Source organism: Roseiflexus sp., from assembly GCF_057785375.1.
This window is the reverse complement of the sequence record NZ_JBYNRX010000062.1, coordinates 31,585-47,182: the sequence shown is the minus strand read 5'-3', so window position 1 is coordinate 47,182 and position 15,598 is coordinate 31,585. Positions and strand designations below refer to the sequence as shown.

Below are 15,598 nucleotides of genomic sequence, written 5' to 3'. Positions count from 1 at the left end.
CCTCTCGCCACACCCTCTTTCCCTACCCGCCGCTCGTCCGATCTTACCGCCCCTCCCCCTTCCTGGGCGAGGGGCGGGGGGTGGGGGACCATACCGCCCCTCCCCCTCCATGGGCGAGGGGCTGGGGGTGGGGGACCATGCCGCTCCTCCCCCTTCATGGGGGAGGGGCTGGAGGTGGGGGAATGGTCACGTCCGAGGCTTCTCAACAATACCGCGCCGTGCTACAATTGGCGTAAGAGCGCATGCGGCATTCGAGAGAAGACGTGCTGTGTGTCATTGCTCTGGTTGTTGTTCGCGCCACACAGAAAGGCCTCGATCCATGCACCGCTTACGCCTCCTTGTGTTAGTCGGAATCATGGCGCTCGCACTGACCGGTTGCAGCGTGTCTCTCGGTACAACTCCAACCGCGACGCCTGAACCACGCCCGACCGCCACCCCGCGCCCGACGTCGACCCCGCGCCCGACTGCCACGCCGCTGGCGACTGCTGAACCAACTGCGCGCCCTGAACCCACGACGGCGCCCACGACACCGTCGGGATCGACCAGTACGGGTTCCGGCATGCTGGTTCCTGTCGTGATCGACCGACTTGAGACATTCCGTCACCCGGCTGGTCTGTTCAGTATCGATATACCGTTTGACTGGAAACTCGAGCAAGATGCAAACGAGACCTCTCTGCTCTATTTGTGGACGGATGCCGCCGAGAATGCGTTGATTATTCTCAGCATCACCGAGACGCAGGAGGCGCTCACCCAGGACAATCTGGCAGAACGCGCCACAGAGTTCGTCAATCTCTTCAAGGATGAGCAAGACTTCTCGATGGATCCGCCGGAAAAACTACGCAGCGGCGGCGTGCAGATCATCTGGAGTTATACAGCGCAGGCGAGCGGCGGCATTGCTGCCCCCGTGCTGGCGAACACATTTGCCTACCGCGATGTCGATAAGGTATCGCTGCTGACATTCGGCATACCCACAGAACAATTCGATGACCTGAAACCCTCACTCGACGCCATCCTGCGATCATACATCGTCGATCCGGCGGTTCCGCTTTCGGGCGATACGTCGGCTCAGCGGTTCGCGTTCGATTTCACGCGTGACGAGGGCAAATGGATCACCGATGTTTCTTCAGATCTCAAAGTAGTGATTGAGGACGGTGTGTATCGGATTGTTCTGAGCACACCCGATCTGTATTACCTGACGGCGCCGGATATCAGCCGGGCAAATGACCTGGAAGTAAGTGCAGATGTGTTGATTCAAGGGAATTCACGCGCCGGCGTTGCAGTGCGCTACGGCGCCGGCACACCAAATGATACCCGGAATTACTACGCCTGCTGGATCGATGGCAACGATCAGTATGGATGCTTTGTCTCGGTCAATGACCGATGGACAACGCTGCGCGAGCCGATCAGGAATCCGGCGATTAAGCCGGGGGCGGTCAATCGCGTCTCGCTGAAAGCGCAGGGGAATCGCATCATCTTCAGTGTCAACGGCGTTGAGATGCAAACCTTTACCGATACTCGCGTCACCAGTGGCCAGGCAGCGCTCTACCTGGAAAACTTCAGCACGGAAGCGGGCGCCGAATTCGACAATGTGATCGCCACGCTCTTGAAGTAGCCAAACTTATTCGCCTGCCCCTGGAGGCCTGGAACGCGCGCGTTTGCTGCAACGCGCGCTTTCATTTATAATAGCTTCTGATGAACGCGCCTGTGACCATAAGGTTCCCAGGAGAACGCTATGAGCCAGCTGGGCGAGCGGCTGCGTGCAGCTCGCGAAAGCCAGGGCATCAGCCTCTCACAAGCTGCTGCTGAAACTCGCATCCTACAGCGGTACCTTGTTGCGCTCGAGGATGGCGATTACCAGAATCTTCCCGGCGATGTGTATGTGCGCGGCTTTATCCGTAACTATGCCGCATTTCTTGGCCTGTCGGCAGATGAATTGATCGATCTGTATCGCCATGAGCGTGGGTGCACCGATCCGATCCGCGTCGTCCCGGCGACATCGAATCCACGTGTGCATGGATGCGTGGCGCCGAGTCTGGTCGGCGTCTTCTTCGTCGTGCTGGCGCTGGTCGGGATAACCTACCTGGTGCTGAGCGCCACCAACCGGATCGGCGAAAACGCGCAACTCGCCACCATACCAACGGCGACGATGCCTCCCCCGCCCAGCCCGCTGCCGACGGCCCCGCCAGAGGCGACCCCGGCGCCATTACCGGTGACAACACCGACGGTTGCTGTGGCCGGCGGGGAGGTTGAGCCGTCGCCAACGCCGACGCGCGAGCCGGAAGCGCCAATTGTGCTCGAAGTGCGGATCGATCCAGGAGATAATCCCGGTTCGTGGCTGGAAATCAAAACTGACGGCGAGTCGGTCTTTCGCCGGGTGCTGGCGCCGGGTCGTTCGGTGCGCTTTACTGCCCGCCGCTCGGTGTCGGTGCGCGCCGGTAATGCGGCAGTGGTGACGGTTGTGATTAACGATCAGGAACGTCGCCTCGGCGTCCGTCCCGGTGAGGTAGTGACCTTCGAGTGGCCGCCGTAAGCGGGAGGAGAGCCATGCCTGCTGAAAGCACATTCGATATTGTCTCCGATTTTGAGCGCCAGGAACTGGTCAACGCTATCGATCAGGCGCGGCGCGACGTGGCCACGCGCTACGATTTGAAAGACACGAAGACAGAGATTGTTTTGAGTGAGAAGGAACTGGTCATTACGACCGAATCGGACATGCACCTCGCGGCAGTTCGTGATCTTGTGCAGACAAAAGCCCTGCGACGCAATCTGTCGATCAAGATCTTCAAGTTCGGTCCGGTTCAGGAAGTGAGCGGCGGTCGTGTGCGGCAGGTTGCGACGTTGCAGCGCGGCATTCCTGAAGAAGTAGCGAAAAAACTGGCAAAACTCATCCGTGATCATTTTCCGAAAGTGCAACCGCGCATTCAAGGGGATGCATTGCGCGTTGGGAGTAAAAGCCGTGATGAGTTGCAGGCGGTGATTCGTCTGGTCAAAGAACGGCAGGATGAATTTGATATTCCGCTTCAGTTTACCAACTATCGCTGAGTGATGAAAGTTCATATTATCACCCTCGGTTGCCCTAAAAATCAGGTCGATAGCGAGGGTATGAGCAGCATCCTGGCAGCCCAGGGGTATACGTTCGCCGAACGCGCCGATGATGCCGATGTCGTGATTGTCAATACCTGCTCGTTTATTGCGGCGGCACGCGAGGAAACGCTCGCAGTGTTGCGCGATGTCGCTGCGCGTAAGACACCCGGACAGCGCCTGATTGCCGCCGGTTGCATGGCAGAGAGCCACGGCGCGCTCGTCGCAGCCACGCCAGGAGTCGATGCGATCCTCAGCACTAGTGAGTGGATGCGCATTGGTGATGTTGTCGGTGCATTTCAGTCTGCGCCAGCGTCTCCTGCACCTGCGCGTGACATCATTCCGCTGACCGGCGCCGCTCCCCTCTCTTCCTCCGCTTACGATCTGAGCGTGCCCGGCGCCTACGCCGACTGGCGCACCGCGCCGATCCGCCGCCGCGTCAGCGGTCCTTCGGCGTATCTGAAAATTTCAGACGGATGCAATCTGCGCTGTGCGTTCTGCACGATTCCGTCATTCAAGGGCGATATGCGCTCTAAAGCCGTGGGGCCGATCCTCGGCGAGGCGCAGGAACTGGCAGCCGCCGGCGTGAAGGAGATTGTGCTGGTCGCGCAGCATCTGACCGATTACGGTCGCGATCTGGGTTTGAAGGATGGTCTGGCGATCTTGCTCGATGAACTCTGCGCCGTGCTGCCGGAGGATGTCTGGGTGCGCCTGATGTATGCCTATCCGCATGGCATAAGCGAGCGCCTGATCGCAACGATGGCGCGCCATCCGCAGATCTGCCATTACCTGGATATACCGCTGCAGCACGCACATCCAGAGACGCTGCGCCGGATGCGGCGGCCGCCCGATACTGATCGCACGCGACGGATCATCGACGACCTGCGCGCGGCGATGCCCGATATTGCGCTACGTTCGACGTTTATCGTCGGTTTTCCGGGTGAGACGAATGCTGAGTTTCAGGCGCTGCTGGCATTGCTCGAGGATGTCCAGTTCGACCGGGTCGGCGTCTTTCGCTACTCGCGCGAACCAGGCACGCCAGCCGCCGCTTTGCCGGGTCAGGTGACGCCAAAAGTTATCGAGCGCCGCTGGCATGCAGCCATGCAGCTGCAACAGCGCATTTCGCGCCAGCGCAACCGGCGCTGGGTTGGGCGCGTTGTGCGCGTGCTGGTGGAGGGGCAGGGACAAACCGATGATGGTCGACCGTTGAGCGTCGGTCGGTCGTTCCGTGACGCGCCTGAAGTCGATGGGCAGGTGTTCTTCTGGGGCGCGGCGGCGCCTGGAGTCTTCGTCAATGTGCGTGTGACGCAGGCGCTTGACTATGACTTGTGGGGCGACGCCGTCGCAGCGTGCGATGGGGAAGAGAAAGAGAGGATCGCGCATTGCGTGCAGGATGTCGGATAGAAAACCCTGCTGCTATTCGCAATCCTCTTCTTCTCTTCAAGCGGCGATGCGCGCCTGAATGGTTTGCTGGATGCGCCGCAGTTCTTTGGGGTTGCGCCGCGCGAGGTAGTCGATCATGTAGTCGATTGCGGTCGTGCTGTAGTCGTCGAGCAAGCCGTCGAGCACTTGCTGCACCACCATTGTGACAAAATCCGACTCGCTGATCGCCGGCGTGTAGACATACGCCAATCCTTCGCGGTGGCGGCGCAACACGCCTTTCTCGGCAAGACGGCTCATCGTTGTCATAACCGTTGTGTAGGCAATCTCACGTTGCTGCGACAGTTTGCGATGGACTTTCTTGACCGTGCTGCGCTCATCCTGCCAGATGATCTGCATGATGTCCGTCTCGAGCGGTCCGAGCACCTTGACGAGACCATCCTTGGTCGGGCTGAAGCGGAAGCGCATGTTCAGCGGCATCGACGCTACTCCTTTCGGTGGCGTTAGTGGCGCTACGGGCGGTACCGGCGAGCGCCGATAAATTACTGACGATAGCGGGTGCGCTCTACTCGTATGCAGTGTACTAGCGCCGCGCGCAAACCTCAAGAGCGACGGATTACCGACTGGTTACATAAGATTACGGCAGGATGACACCTATGAAGCACGCGGATGAGCGAACGGCAATCGAGGCGGCGATGCGCGCGGCGTTTCCCCAGGCCGACGAACGGGTGGCGCGGTTCTATGCCATGCAGGAGTATCATCTGGGGTGGCGCGACGAAGAATTGCGCCCGGCGTCGTTCGATCCGGGCAAACTATTGCGTCCACGCCTCTGCCTGCTGAGTTGCCGCGCCGTCGGCGGCGATCCGCGCGATGCGCTGCCGCTGGCGGCGGCGATTCAATTGATCCACGACTTCTCGCTGATCCACGATGATATTCAGGATCAGAGCGATACTCGGCGCGGTCGCCCGACCGTATGGAAGTTGTGGGGTCTGGCGCAGGGGATCAATACAGGCGATGGCATGTTTACCATTGCCCACCTCGCGCTCCATCGTCTGGCGCTGACCAGCCTGCCTGCGGCGACAATCCTCGATGTGCTGCGACGTTTCGATGAAACGATCCTGGCCGTCTGTGAAGGACAGTTTCTCGATCTGAGCTATGAAGGGAATCTTCAGATCGACGAAAGTGCGTACCTGGCAATGATTGAACGCAAGACGGCGGCGCTGATCGCTGCGTCGGCGGAACTTGGCGCGCTCGCCGGCGGCGCCGATGAAGAGACGATCCAGGCGCTGTTCGATTTCGGGCGTGCGCTTGGCCTGGCATTCCAGATCGAGGATGATGTGCTGGGGATCTGGGGCGATCCCGCCGTGACCGGCAAGCCCTTTGCGGCGGACCTGTACCGGCGCAAACTCAGTCTGCCGGTCATCCACGCATTGACGACATCGCCTGATAAAGAACAATTAAGGGACGTGTACGCGCAACCGACGCCCGATGATACAGCCGTGCGCCAGGCGCTGACGATCCTCGAAGCGGCAGGCTCGCGCGTGTACGCCGAAACGACCGCTGCTGCCTATCACGGCGAGGCGTTTGCGGCGCTTGATCGCGTGCACGGCGACGCAGCCGCGATCGATGAGTTGCGCGCTATTGCCACGAGCCTGCTGGGCCGGCGTGCGTGAAACTGCGTCCATGAGCGACGGTCGCGTTCAGGCGCCCACGCTCATACGTGTGGTTTTTTGGCAAGCCCTCACAGGGTATCGCTCATTTCGGTCATCAGGACGCCTCCACTCCCCTCTTCAGCGACGCTGGACAGGGGTTGGGGGGTGAGGAAAAGGGCGTCGGGATGCGGACAACGCGCGGCGCATCTGGAAAACTCCACTCCTGTGAGCCGGGTGCATCCCTGGCGATGGGCGCGAAGGGCAAGCACAGGGGCCTGTCCCTACGGCGCTGGCGGCTCTCCTGAAACATTCCAGATTTGCGCCCGATCTCCTGTGACAATGATCAGCGTTCCAGAGGCATCCCGCGCATCCCGCCCTACGCGGGCCTGCCCATCGCCAAACGGTTCGCCGATAGTCTGCCCCGTCTGTGCATTCCAGAGTTGTAGCCCCTGACCGCCGCTTCTGGTCAAGGGTTGATAGTTGTCACCAGGTCCAGCCACGACTCCGTGTATGGTCCTGCGTTCGGCTGCGGCGGCGGCGCTGGCGCTTGCGTTGGCGTGTTGATAGGTGCTGCGAATGCCGGATCGGTTGCGCCGCTCAGGGCGCCGGCAGCGCGTGACAGCGGCGGCACTGTGGCCGGGGTCGGCGGGATGGCGGTTGGCTGCGGCGCAGAAGAAAGAACAGCGCCCATGCGCGATGCAGCGCGTGACTCTGGCGCAGTCTGGCGCTCAGGAGGAGGCGCCGCCCCGGCAGACGGCGCTTCAGGAGCAGACGGGGCAGCGGCGACCGGCGCCGACATCACCGGCGGCGGTGCGACGACGCGCACGGCGACACGCTCCGACGCGGCGGTAAAGTCGCGGTCGTCCTGAGCCAGCGCCTGACCAACCAGCAAGGTATCGGGGGCAACCGCGGTGTGCGCGCGCACGGTGATCAGAATGGTTGCCGGTTTCTGTGCCTTTGCCTGCACGTTGCACACAATCATTCCGGCGCCGATGCAGGCGCCCGCCGCACTTTCGATGCCGATGACCTCAACCCCGCGATCCAGCATGGCGCGCACTTCCACACGCGCCTGGTCTCGACCGGTGGTGATGCGCAGCGTGTAGGTGAATGATTGACCCGGCAGCACGGCGTCGGTTGAGACGGTCTTGGTCAACGTCAACGGCGCTGGTCCAATCGGGGCAGCAGTGCGTTCCGGCGTGGGGGTTAGCGCTTGCGGCGTTTCCCCCTGCTCGTCTGAAGCTGTTACACTCCGCGCGACAATGAGCAGGAAAAGCAACAGGATTGCCGCAAGAACGCCGATACATGTGCGTCTGGTAGAATAGCGCATAATAATCATGGAAGCCTCGTTATCTGATACTAACTTGCGGTCAGTCAGACAAGATGTTCGAGCGCCGGTTCGCAAGGCGTAACGATCCACAACGCGCGTTAGCGGTCCGAGGGTAGGCGAAGGCAATGCCTTCGCCTACCCGATCGCACTTCAGTCAGCGATTTTTCGGATAGGCTCTTAGTATGACAGGGCGACGGACTTCGCAACCACGGGATGCGAAGTCTGTCTGCGCAAGCTGGAACGACACACTTCTGAACGTGCGCTGCCGACAGAAGCAGGCGACTGCTCGCATGGCGGGTCTTGAACCGTAAACACGCTCGATAAAGCCATGGATATCGTACCACCGCCTACGCGGTACCATCGAGGCGTGTACATGACAATTTGCTCTCATACAACCACACCCTGGACAATCAAAGACGTGGAGCGGCGAACTTGGCTTCGACAGGCTCAGCCAACGTTCGCCCTGAGACGGTCCACGCAGGCAATTATTGTGCAACATTTGGTTGATCGCTCTATCCGATGAAACCCTGGATATGAAGATTGTGCTGCTCAGCGCCGAATATCCTCCCATGCCCGGCGGCGTCGGCGACTACACCCGTAACCTGAGTATGGCGTTGCTTCAGCGCGGTCATGAGGTCACGGTACTGACCGGTATGGCAGACAGTGCCGATGACCATCCGCCGTTGCGCGTCGTCCGGTTGCCGCTGCGCCGGTGGGACTGGCGTTGCTGGCGGGTTGTTCGCCGTGCGCTGGACGATCTGAAGCCGGATGTGCTGCATATCCAGTATCAGACAGGCGCCTATGGGATGCACCCGGCCATCAACTTTCTCCCCCGGCGACTGCGCTCCCAGGCGAACCGTCCGTGCCTTGTCGTGACCGCACACGATCTGTTGCCGCCCTACCTGTTCCCGAAGGCAGGTCCGCTCCGTGATTGGGTGACGCGCCGGTTGATGCTCGATGTCGATGCCGTGGTGGCGACGAACGAGGCGGACGAGGCGCGATTGCGGCGCTGGGGTGCGGGGCAGGGGCGTCACACGCTGGCGGTGATTCCGATAGGCGCCAACCTTGCAGTTGCGCCGCCGCCTGGCTGGGATCGCCGCGAATGGCGCGCACGCCTGGGCATTGCGCCAGAAATGACGCTGATCGCCTATTTTGGGTTGATGTCACGCAGCAAAGGGGTGGACACGCTGGTTCAGGCGCTGGCGCGCCTGCCGGAGACGTTCCGCCTGATTGTCGTCGGCGGCGAGGCGACGGCGCCGCAAGACCGCGTGTATGCGGACGAGGTGCAGCGGCTCATTGCCGCGCTGTGCCTGAGCGACCGCGTGACGATGACCGGGTATTGCGACGCAGCGACCGTTTCGGCGCACCTGCTGGCGGCGGATCTGGCGGCGCTGCCCTTCGCCGATGGCGCTTCCTTCCGGCGCGGCAGCCTGCTGGCGACGCTGGCGCACGGCGTGCCGACGATCGCGACGCCGGGAGATGCAGCGCTGATTGATCGCACCCACGTCCTGCTGACGCCAGCCGGTGATCCTGACGCCCTTGCCGGGACTATCGCGCGGCTGGCGAACGATCCGGCGCTCCGGGAGGGTCTGAGCGCCGGCGGCGCAGCGCTGGCGGGACGGTTTTCCTGGGAAGTGATCGCCCGTCGGCATGAGGAGTTGTACCACGGGTTGCGCAACGCGCGGGGGTAGCGCACGACCAGGAACGACCTTTGCGATGCCGGGCGGATCGGGTTGATTTCAGCAGAAGCGCTCAATTGATGTTCGTCTTGTACCGGCGGGAGAGATGAAAAGCGCATTCGCGCAGATCGAAACGCGGTATCAGACACACAACGGGAGGCGCCCGGTCGAGCGGTTTGAGGGAGCGCATTGCAGATCACCTCGTTGATAGCAGGAGCGCAAATGGATACAATTCTTCAAAAGATGGACGGTGTATGACGCGCGGCGAGACTGCCGGGCTATCAGGCGCTGGCGTTCCGCAAGGTATTCCTCGCAGGGAAAGGATGCGGGAAGTCTCCGCCCTTTGACAAGCGCTTCGACACGCTCAGCGCATTGCTCAGGGCGCGCCGCATAACGCAACGTTTCAGGGAGTTCGGCGGAAGCCGTCTCAACGCGCCGGGCGAGTGTTGGGCGGAAGTCGTCTAATGAGAAGTCAGGCGGGCGTGCATCAGTTCATCGCAGTCATAACAGGTAAAGGAGAAATGATGCAGACAGTAACAGTTGCTGAAATCGTCGAACGTTTGCAACGGTTATCTGTTGACAAACTTGTAGTCGTCTACGATTTTGTTTCCTATCTGCTCGAGCGAGAAATGGGACAAGCGCCAATCAGAACGACATCGGAAGCCTTTCAGACCACGTTGGCTTCGGAGTCTATTCTGAAGCGCGATTGGGAACGGCCTGAAGAGGACCTCGCATGGGCAAATTTGTAAAAGGTGACGTTGTTGTCGTCCCCGTTCCCATTCTCCGATCTGAGTGCAACGAAAAGACGGCCTGCGTTAGTGGCAGCCATGTTGACGGGTGATGACGTAATCTTGTGTCAAAGCACCAGCAAGACGGTCGCCGATAATTACGCTATTGCCATTTCAGACAGCGATTTCACCAGTGGCAGTTTGCATCAAGAGAGCAACATTCGCCCTAATCGTATCTTTACCGCTGACTCCAATATCATTCTATATCGAGCGGGTGTATTGTCCTCTCAAAAAGTGCAAGAAGTTGTAGCGAAGATTATATAATTAGCGCTTGATAAGACGAATCGCCCGCCTGACCAGCACATGCACCCGACAGGCTTCGCCTCGCAGCGCTTCGCAGTCCAGGTAAAAGCCAGCCGTCAGACTGCCCTTTATCCTCAGGCCGCCCGCCAATACGCAGCTCATAGAGCGATCAAACAAAATCCGGACGATCAAGGACGTGGAACGGTTGACGTTGGCTGAGCCTGTCGAAGCCGACGTCAGCCGCACCTTGCGCGCCTGGCGCGCCTGCCACGCCTGGCGGGCGCGGTTGGCTGAGCCTGTCGAAGCCGACGTCAACCGCACGACGGTCAACACGGGCAAGTATTGTGCGACATCTGGTTGATCACTCTATCACACCTTCGCCTGCTGCACGGCTTCGCGCTGCTGTTCCCCCGATGGCTGCCCGCGCACCAGAGTTGGCACAATGGCGATAGCAGACAGAAGCGCCGCGACCAGCATGGCGTCGTGCATGCCGGCAACCAGCGCAAATGGCGGCGCAGCGGTCACCGGCTCGTATGGCTGACCGGCGGCTGTGATGACGCGCGTCGCCCAGATCGCGCCGGCAATGGCGACGCCGGTCGTCTGCCCCAGGGTGCGCATTACTGCCAGCAGGCTTCCGGCTATTCCCAGATTGGCGCGCGGTACGCTCCCCATGATCAGGCTGTTGTTCGGCGACTGGAACAGACCAAACCCCGCACCGATCAGCATCAGGCGCAGCACCACATCCATCTGCGTGCTCTGGATGGTCAGCGTTGCCATGCTCAGCAGTGCGGCAGTGGTCAGCGCCAGCCCGATGATCCCCAACCAGCGCGCGCCGAACCGGTCCGACAGTCGCCCGCTGATCGGCGACACGAGCGAGAGCACAAGCGGCGAGGCGATCAGGGTCAACCCCGTCGTTTGCGGCGAGTAGCCGAGCGCCTTCTGGAGGTAGTAGGGGATGAGCAGGAAATTGAACGCGCCCGCCAGGAAGATCAGAAACGCAGCCATGAGGCTGAAACTGAACACCGGCGTGCGAAACAGGCGCAGGTCGATCATTGGTGCAGCGGCGCGGTATTCCCACCACACAAACCCCGCCAGCAGCGCGCTGCCGCCGCTCAGCGCCGCCAGCGTGCGCCAGTCGCCGAAGCCCCACACCTGCCCCTCGGTCAGCGCCAGGAGCACGAGCAGCAGCCCAATGCCCAGCAGCGCCGCGCCGGTCAGATCGAACTTCTGCGCAGTGTGGGTGCGGTCGGCGGGCAATGCGTGCAGCGCCAGCGCAATCGCGCCAATGCCAATCGGGATATTGACGAAGAAAATCGCCTGCCAGCCGACCGCATCGATCAGCGCCCCTCCCAACACGGGACCGGTCAGAATACCGGCGGCGACCGCCGTGCCGATATAGCCGAGCGCCTGACCGCGCTGCGACGGCGGGAAGGCTCCCACCAGCAGCGCCGCACCGACGCCCTGGATCATTGCTGCGCCTATCGCCTGCAATACACGAAAGCCGATCAGCGCGCCAATGCTCCACGAAAGACCGCACAATGCCGAACTGAGGGTAAAAATGACGAAGCCGACCACATAGACGCTGCGTTTGCCGATCATGTCTCCCAGGCGCCCCATACTCGGCAGCAGGCAGGTGATCCCCAGCAGATACGCCAGCACGACCCATTCGACCTCGTGCAGTCCGGCGCCAAACGACTCCTGCAACGTCTTGAGCGCAATGTTGACAATCGAGCCGTCGATAGTGCTCATGAACACGCCGGTCGCCACTGCCAGCAGCGCCCACCATTTGCGTTCCATCGAGAGATGCCTTCTATTCAGTGTAGCCGAGCCAGCGAAGAGCATTCGGGTCGTCGCGCCAGTGTTCGCGCGCTTTGACCCACAGATCGAGGTAAATGGGACGCTCGAGCATCGCTTCGATTGCCTGGCGGGCGCCGCTGCCGATTTTCTTGAGCATGCTGCCGCCGGCGCCGATCAGAATGGCTTTCTGCGTCTCACGCTCGACCAGGATGGTCATTCGGATGTAGGTAACGTTCTCTTTCTCTTCCCACTCTTCGATTTCGACCGCCACGCTGTGCGGCACTTCGTGCTGCGTGTAGCGCAACACCTGCTCGCGCACCAGTTCGGCGGCAATCTCGCGTTCGCTCAGGTCGGTCACCTGCTCCTCCGGGTAGAGCGGCGGACCTTCCGGCAGCAGGCGCACGATCTCATCGACCAGCGCATCGAGGCCGTGACCGCGCAGCGCCGATACCGCGACTTCCATATCCCACGGCGCCAGTGCGCGGTACGCTTGAAGGTTGTCACTGCCGCGTTTGGTGCGGAGATCGATCTTATTGAGCACCAGGATGCGCCGCGCCGATGCCTTGCGCACCAGCGCCGCAATCCGCTCGTCGAGGCTCCCCGGCGGGCGTGTAATGTCCACCACCATGCATACCACATCGGCGTCGGGAATGGCGCGCCGCGCCTGTTTGACCATATAAGCGCCGAGGCGGTTGCGCGGCGCGTGGATGCCGGGGGTGTCAACGAACACAATCTGTGCGTCGGGGCGGGTCAGAATGCCGCGAATGGCGGTGCGCGTCGTCTGCGGCTTGGGCGACACAATCGCAACTTTCTGACCAAGCAGGGCATTGAGAAGCGTGGACTTGCCGACGTTCGGGCGCCCGACGAGTGCAACAAACCCGGAGCGATGCGGACCTTCGGGAAGTGCCGGACGGGTTGCAGGGGGCAGGGTTGTTTCTTCGGCTTCGCCGGTATGCTCTTCTTCACGCTCGACCAGGAACGGCATCAGGCGTTCGAGGCGTTGATCCAGGTCGAACTCATCGGCTGGCAACACCTCGAACCCCACCAGTCGCTCGTCCGGGTCGAAATCGAGGATGACCGGTTCCTCAAGCGGCTGCACCGACGCCGGTTCCTCACCGACGAGGTTGACGGTCAGCGTGCATTCCGCAGCATCGAACGACACCTGCGGATGCGCGAGCGCCAGCGCCAGGTCATCGGCGGCGGTCTCATCGTCCAGCGCCAGCTCGACGCCGATGACCTGACCTTGCGAGTCGAGCAGCAGCGTTGCCTCGCACTCGCCTTCGAGCGTGGCATCCTCTTCGGCGGTTTCGATAAAGCGCCAGGCAAGCGACCCGGCGTCCGGGTCGTAGAACAGGGTGATCATAGGCATCGAATAACCAGAACATGACGAGCAGGTTTATACATTTGAGCCATCCTTCCATAAATCTTCAATAAGAAGAAGTGATTTTATTGTTTCCCAGACTGTAAAATGTTCCCAGTTAGAATCTGGAACTTTCTTCTCTGGCGGATTGTTCGTCATCGAAATGCCTCATAGGACATGAGATCTTCCAGAAGAAAGGACTGCTGTTTCTCCTGCTGCTCACACTCCTTCAGGCGAGAAATAGCCATCATATATATATCCTCATCAATCTCTGCACAGTAGGCAGTGCGAGATGTGAGGTAAGCGACAAGACCTGCCGTACAGAGACCGCCAAATGGTTCCCATATGACATCTCCTGGATTCGAGGAGGCTTCGATGATCAATTCCATTAACTTAATAGGCTTTTGATTGAGGTGCGCATACTTGCTTGATCCAGGAAATCTTAACCTTTCCCTATTATGAAGAGGAGGGTGGTTCCATACATTCGTCACCCCGTATCTTCCTTTAAATGTCGGAAATAGTTTCTCATATTCCTGCTGATTAGCAGGTCTTTTGCCGTCAAAAGAGAAGTAAGGCCGCCCCTTTGGGTCTCCATATTCATTAGCATAGGAAACCATCCGAATAAAGATTTTGGGCGGAGGAGCATACCATAAGTGGTCCTTAGTGAAATATTTTCTCGAAGCAGCATTTGTCACGCCACATGCTTCATTTGTTTTATACATTGGCAGTCCAGTTCTATCCCATTCTTTTCTGAGCCATTCTTTGAGACTTAGCGTTTTTCCATCGCAATAAAACGCTGCGCGTCGCACATATTGAACACAAACTTCTGTGACGACCGGAAAACTTTTCAGAACCGGCAGATTACAATTACCAGCGATGTGTTGGATTCCCTTGTTCCAGATATTGCACCCTGCATACTCCCAACCATATTCATCAAGAATGGGATGAACCGTCGCCCATCCGATCTCAGTGTTCCAGAACCAGAGCGTGGCGCCAGGTCTGGCGTAGTGTGACCACAACTGGATATGGCTACGATACCAGGATTGGAGTTCTGCAGGTTCCCTGGCGTCCCCCTTAAACCCTGACACACCGTAGCCGCCATTAGAAATAATGACATCGGGGGTTGGCCATTCCTGATAGAATTCGGCGACATCACCGTGATAGATGGTGACATGTCCTGACGTGAAGATGGTTTGGTTCTTCACGGCTCGCCTGCTGCGACGGTGAATGACATCAACTGCAGTATTGACTTCACTGCAAAAAGCAACCACGAAGGTCACAAAGGAAAGGCGCTTCATTTTTATCAACCTTCGTGCGCTTCGTGTCCCTGGTGGTTAAGCCTTTGTGCAATGGTCTCAGCATTGTTTCTTGTATGTTCCTTAATCTTCGATGACACACGCTCCCGCCGTTGCAATGACGGTGACATTCTCGAATTCGAGCAGGCGGAGAAACTGTTCCATCGAGCGTTTCGCTTCATTGGCGGCGCGCTCCATAATGCCATTTTCACAGGCTGCCGCCAGAATCTGGCGTTCTGCCTCCTGTCGCGCCTGCGTTTCCAGGTTCGGGTCCTGCCCGCCGGTCAGTTGGGTGATCAGGCGCGTCTGCCGGTCGTAGACGCGGGTGCGTTCGTTGTTCAGGCGCGCGCTGAAAATCTCGGAGGCGGGCAGCGTCAGCGTCACGCTCATGCCGTCAGACGAAACAATGACATCGCGGTCGGTCAGTTTGCTCAGATCGACGCCGGCCACCACGTCGCCACTGGCGATCAGCAGCAATCGTTCGCCAAGGAACATATCGAGCGGATCGCCTCGTGCGGTCGAGGCTTCGACAACCCGTTCGATGGCGAAGCGCTGCGTCTCCAGACGCCGGAGATCCTTCATCTGTTGAATGGCGCCGCCCCAATCGCGGATCGTTGGCGTTGGCGTAGCGATGAGTTGCACCACCTGTTGCGGCACGTTGGGAACGAACGCTGCGACTATCTGTTGCCAGAAGAGCAGGAGCAGCGCCACGACCGTGATGGCGCCGAGCGCAACATACAGCAGTGTTGCAGCGCATCCGCTGCCAACCAGCGGTATGCCGGAGAGACGGGGGCGGGCAGGCTCATATGGAAGGTACGGTTCCTCGACGTCGTCATCGACCTCTTCGCCGCGAGCGCGCCGCAACCGGCGTTCCATCAGCGACTCGCGGCGCGACAATCGCATCAGTTCATTACGGCGCACGACCCGGCGACGTGGCGGAGGAGCCGCCTCCTCTTCTTCTGGATCGTCGTCGTAGCGAGGCATGATCCCCTCCGG

The 15,598-nt window shown here is 60.1% G+C and carries 15 protein-coding genes; 9 read left to right on the top strand and 6 right to left on the bottom strand.

The window, feature by feature from the left end:
* The first annotated feature begins 319 nt into the window (after window positions 1–319).
* From AC3EA7_RS11430 to rimO, 4 genes are all read left to right on the top strand, one after another.
* Entirely contained in the window at window positions 320–1,612 is a 1,293-nt protein-coding gene (locus tag AC3EA7_RS11430; RefSeq protein ID WP_488614182.1) for a 3-keto-alpha-glucoside-1,2-lyase-like domain-containing protein, read from the top strand.
* Between the two features lie 120 nt (window positions 1,613–1,732).
* Entirely contained in the window at window positions 1,733–2,530 is a 798-nt protein-coding gene (locus AC3EA7_RS11425; RefSeq protein ID WP_488614181.1) for a helix-turn-helix domain-containing protein, read from the top strand.
* Between the two features lie 14 nt (window positions 2,531–2,544).
* The gene (locus AC3EA7_RS11420) at window positions 2,545–3,042 is read left to right on the top strand and encodes a YajQ family cyclic di-GMP-binding protein (RefSeq protein WP_488614180.1); all 498 of its coding nucleotides are present in this window, start codon (window positions 2,545–2,547) and stop codon (window positions 3,040–3,042) included.
* A gap of 3 nt (window positions 3,043–3,045) precedes the next feature.
* Window positions 3,046–4,485: a 30S ribosomal protein S12 methylthiotransferase RimO gene (gene rimO / locus AC3EA7_RS11415; protein WP_488614179.1), complete on the top strand. Its 1,440-nt coding sequence runs from the start codon at window positions 3,046–3,048 to the stop codon at window positions 4,483–4,485.
* A 36-nt stretch (window positions 4,486–4,521) separates the two neighbouring features.
* Here rimO and AC3EA7_RS11410 read toward each other — a convergent pair whose 3' ends face one another.
* Window positions 4,522–4,941 carry a BlaI/MecI/CopY family transcriptional regulator gene (locus AC3EA7_RS11410; RefSeq protein ID WP_488614178.1) on the bottom strand — a complete coding sequence of 140 codons (420 nt, stop codon included), beginning with the start codon at window positions 4,939–4,941 and terminating at the stop codon, window positions 4,522–4,524.
* A gap of 176 nt (window positions 4,942–5,117) precedes the next feature.
* Between AC3EA7_RS11410 and AC3EA7_RS11405 the strand changes: the two genes are divergently transcribed.
* Window positions 5,118–6,134 carry a polyprenyl synthetase family protein gene (locus tag AC3EA7_RS11405; protein WP_488614177.1) on the top strand — a complete coding sequence of 339 codons (1,017 nt, stop codon included), beginning with the start codon at window positions 5,118–5,120 and terminating at the stop codon, window positions 6,132–6,134.
* 445 nt (window positions 6,135–6,579) lie between these two features.
* Here the strand turns inward: AC3EA7_RS11405 and AC3EA7_RS11400 are convergent, their stop codons facing one another.
* Window positions 6,580–7,449: a hypothetical protein gene (locus AC3EA7_RS11400; protein WP_488614176.1), complete on the bottom strand. Its 870-nt coding sequence runs from the start codon at window positions 7,447–7,449 to the stop codon at window positions 6,580–6,582.
* A 524-nt stretch (window positions 7,450–7,973) separates the two neighbouring features.
* Between AC3EA7_RS11400 and AC3EA7_RS11395 the strand changes: the two genes are divergently transcribed.
* The 4 genes from AC3EA7_RS11395 to AC3EA7_RS11380 all read left to right on the top strand — a co-directional run bounded on the left by AC3EA7_RS11395 (window position 7,974) and on the right by AC3EA7_RS11380 (window position 10,511).
* Window positions 7,974–9,131, top strand: a complete 1,158-nt coding sequence (locus AC3EA7_RS11395; RefSeq protein WP_488614175.1) for a glycosyltransferase family 4 protein — start codon at window positions 7,974–7,976, stop codon at window positions 9,129–9,131.
* Window positions 9,132–9,601: 470 nt separating this feature from the next.
* Window positions 9,602–9,868 (top strand): hypothetical protein, encoded by a 267-nt coding sequence (locus AC3EA7_RS11390; RefSeq protein WP_488614174.1) that lies wholly within the window; start codon window positions 9,602–9,604, stop codon window positions 9,866–9,868.
* A 78-nt stretch (window positions 9,869–9,946) separates the two neighbouring features.
* Window positions 9,947–10,171, top strand: a complete 225-nt coding sequence (locus AC3EA7_RS11385; protein WP_488614183.1) for a hypothetical protein — start codon at window positions 9,947–9,949, stop codon at window positions 10,169–10,171.
* A 175-nt stretch (window positions 10,172–10,346) separates the two neighbouring features.
* Window positions 10,347–10,511, top strand: coding sequence for a hypothetical protein (locus AC3EA7_RS11380; RefSeq protein WP_488614173.1), 165 nt, complete (start codon window positions 10,347–10,349; stop codon window positions 10,509–10,511).
* 8 nt (window positions 10,512–10,519) lie between these two features.
* Here the strand turns inward: AC3EA7_RS11380 and AC3EA7_RS11375 are convergent, their stop codons facing one another.
* From AC3EA7_RS11375 to AC3EA7_RS11360, 4 genes are all read right to left on the bottom strand, one after another.
* A complete protein-coding gene (locus AC3EA7_RS11375) occupies window positions 10,520–11,947 on the bottom strand; it encodes an MFS transporter (RefSeq protein WP_488614172.1) in 1,428 nt (475 codons plus the stop codon).
* A gap of 13 nt (window positions 11,948–11,960) precedes the next feature.
* A complete protein-coding gene (gene era, locus AC3EA7_RS11370; RefSeq protein WP_488614171.1) occupies window positions 11,961–13,316 on the bottom strand; it encodes a GTPase Era in 1,356 nt (451 codons plus the stop codon).
* Between the two features lie 146 nt (window positions 13,317–13,462).
* Complete coding sequence (locus tag AC3EA7_RS11365) at window positions 13,463–14,605, bottom strand: DNA methyltransferase (protein WP_488614170.1); 1,143 nt, start codon at window positions 14,603–14,605, stop codon at window positions 13,463–13,465.
* An 81-nt stretch (window positions 14,606–14,686) separates the two neighbouring features.
* Window positions 14,687–15,586 carry a DUF4230 domain-containing protein gene (locus tag AC3EA7_RS11360; RefSeq protein ID WP_488614169.1) on the bottom strand — a complete coding sequence of 300 codons (900 nt, stop codon included), beginning with the start codon at window positions 15,584–15,586 and terminating at the stop codon, window positions 14,687–14,689.
* Window positions 15,587–15,598 lie beyond the last annotated feature (12 nt).

Bases quoted from the DNA above. Each gene is read 5' to 3' on its own strand.
- rimO (WP_488614179.1), top strand. From the start codon at position 3,046: ATGAAAGTTCATATTATCACCCTCGGTTGCCCTAAAAATCAGGTCGAT.
- AC3EA7_RS11430 (WP_488614182.1), top strand. From the start codon at position 320: ATGCACCGCTTACGCCTCCTTGTGTTAGTCGGAATCATGGCGCTCGCA.
- AC3EA7_RS11420 (WP_488614180.1), top strand. From the start codon at position 2,545: ATGCCTGCTGAAAGCACATTCGATATTGTCTCCGATTTTGAGCGCCAG.
- AC3EA7_RS11365 (WP_488614170.1), bottom strand. From the start codon at position 14,605: ATGAAGCGCCTTTCCTTTGTGACCTTCGTGGTTGCTTTTTGCAGTGAA.
- AC3EA7_RS11400 (WP_488614176.1), bottom strand. From the start codon at position 7,449: ATGATTATTATGCGCTATTCTACCAGACGCACATGTATCGGCGTTCTT.
- era (WP_488614171.1), bottom strand. From the start codon at position 13,316: ATGCCTATGATCACCCTGTTCTACGACCCGGACGCCGGGTCGCTTGCC.
- AC3EA7_RS11405 (WP_488614177.1), top strand. From the start codon at position 5,118: ATGAAGCACGCGGATGAGCGAACGGCAATCGAGGCGGCGATGCGCGCG.
- AC3EA7_RS11410 (WP_488614178.1), bottom strand. From the start codon at position 4,941: ATGCCGCTGAACATGCGCTTCCGCTTCAGCCCGACCAAGGATGGTCTC.
- AC3EA7_RS11360 (WP_488614169.1), bottom strand. From the start codon at position 15,586: ATGCCTCGCTACGACGACGATCCAGAAGAAGAGGAGGCGGCTCCTCCG.
- AC3EA7_RS11425 (WP_488614181.1), top strand. From the start codon at position 1,733: ATGAGCCAGCTGGGCGAGCGGCTGCGTGCAGCTCGCGAAAGCCAGGGC.
- AC3EA7_RS11375 (WP_488614172.1), bottom strand. From the start codon at position 11,947: ATGGAACGCAAATGGTGGGCGCTGCTGGCAGTGGCGACCGGCGTGTTC.
- AC3EA7_RS11395 (WP_488614175.1), top strand. From the start codon at position 7,974: ATGAAGATTGTGCTGCTCAGCGCCGAATATCCTCCCATGCCCGGCGGC.
- AC3EA7_RS11385 (WP_488614183.1), top strand. From the start codon at position 9,947: ATGTTGACGGGTGATGACGTAATCTTGTGTCAAAGCACCAGCAAGACG.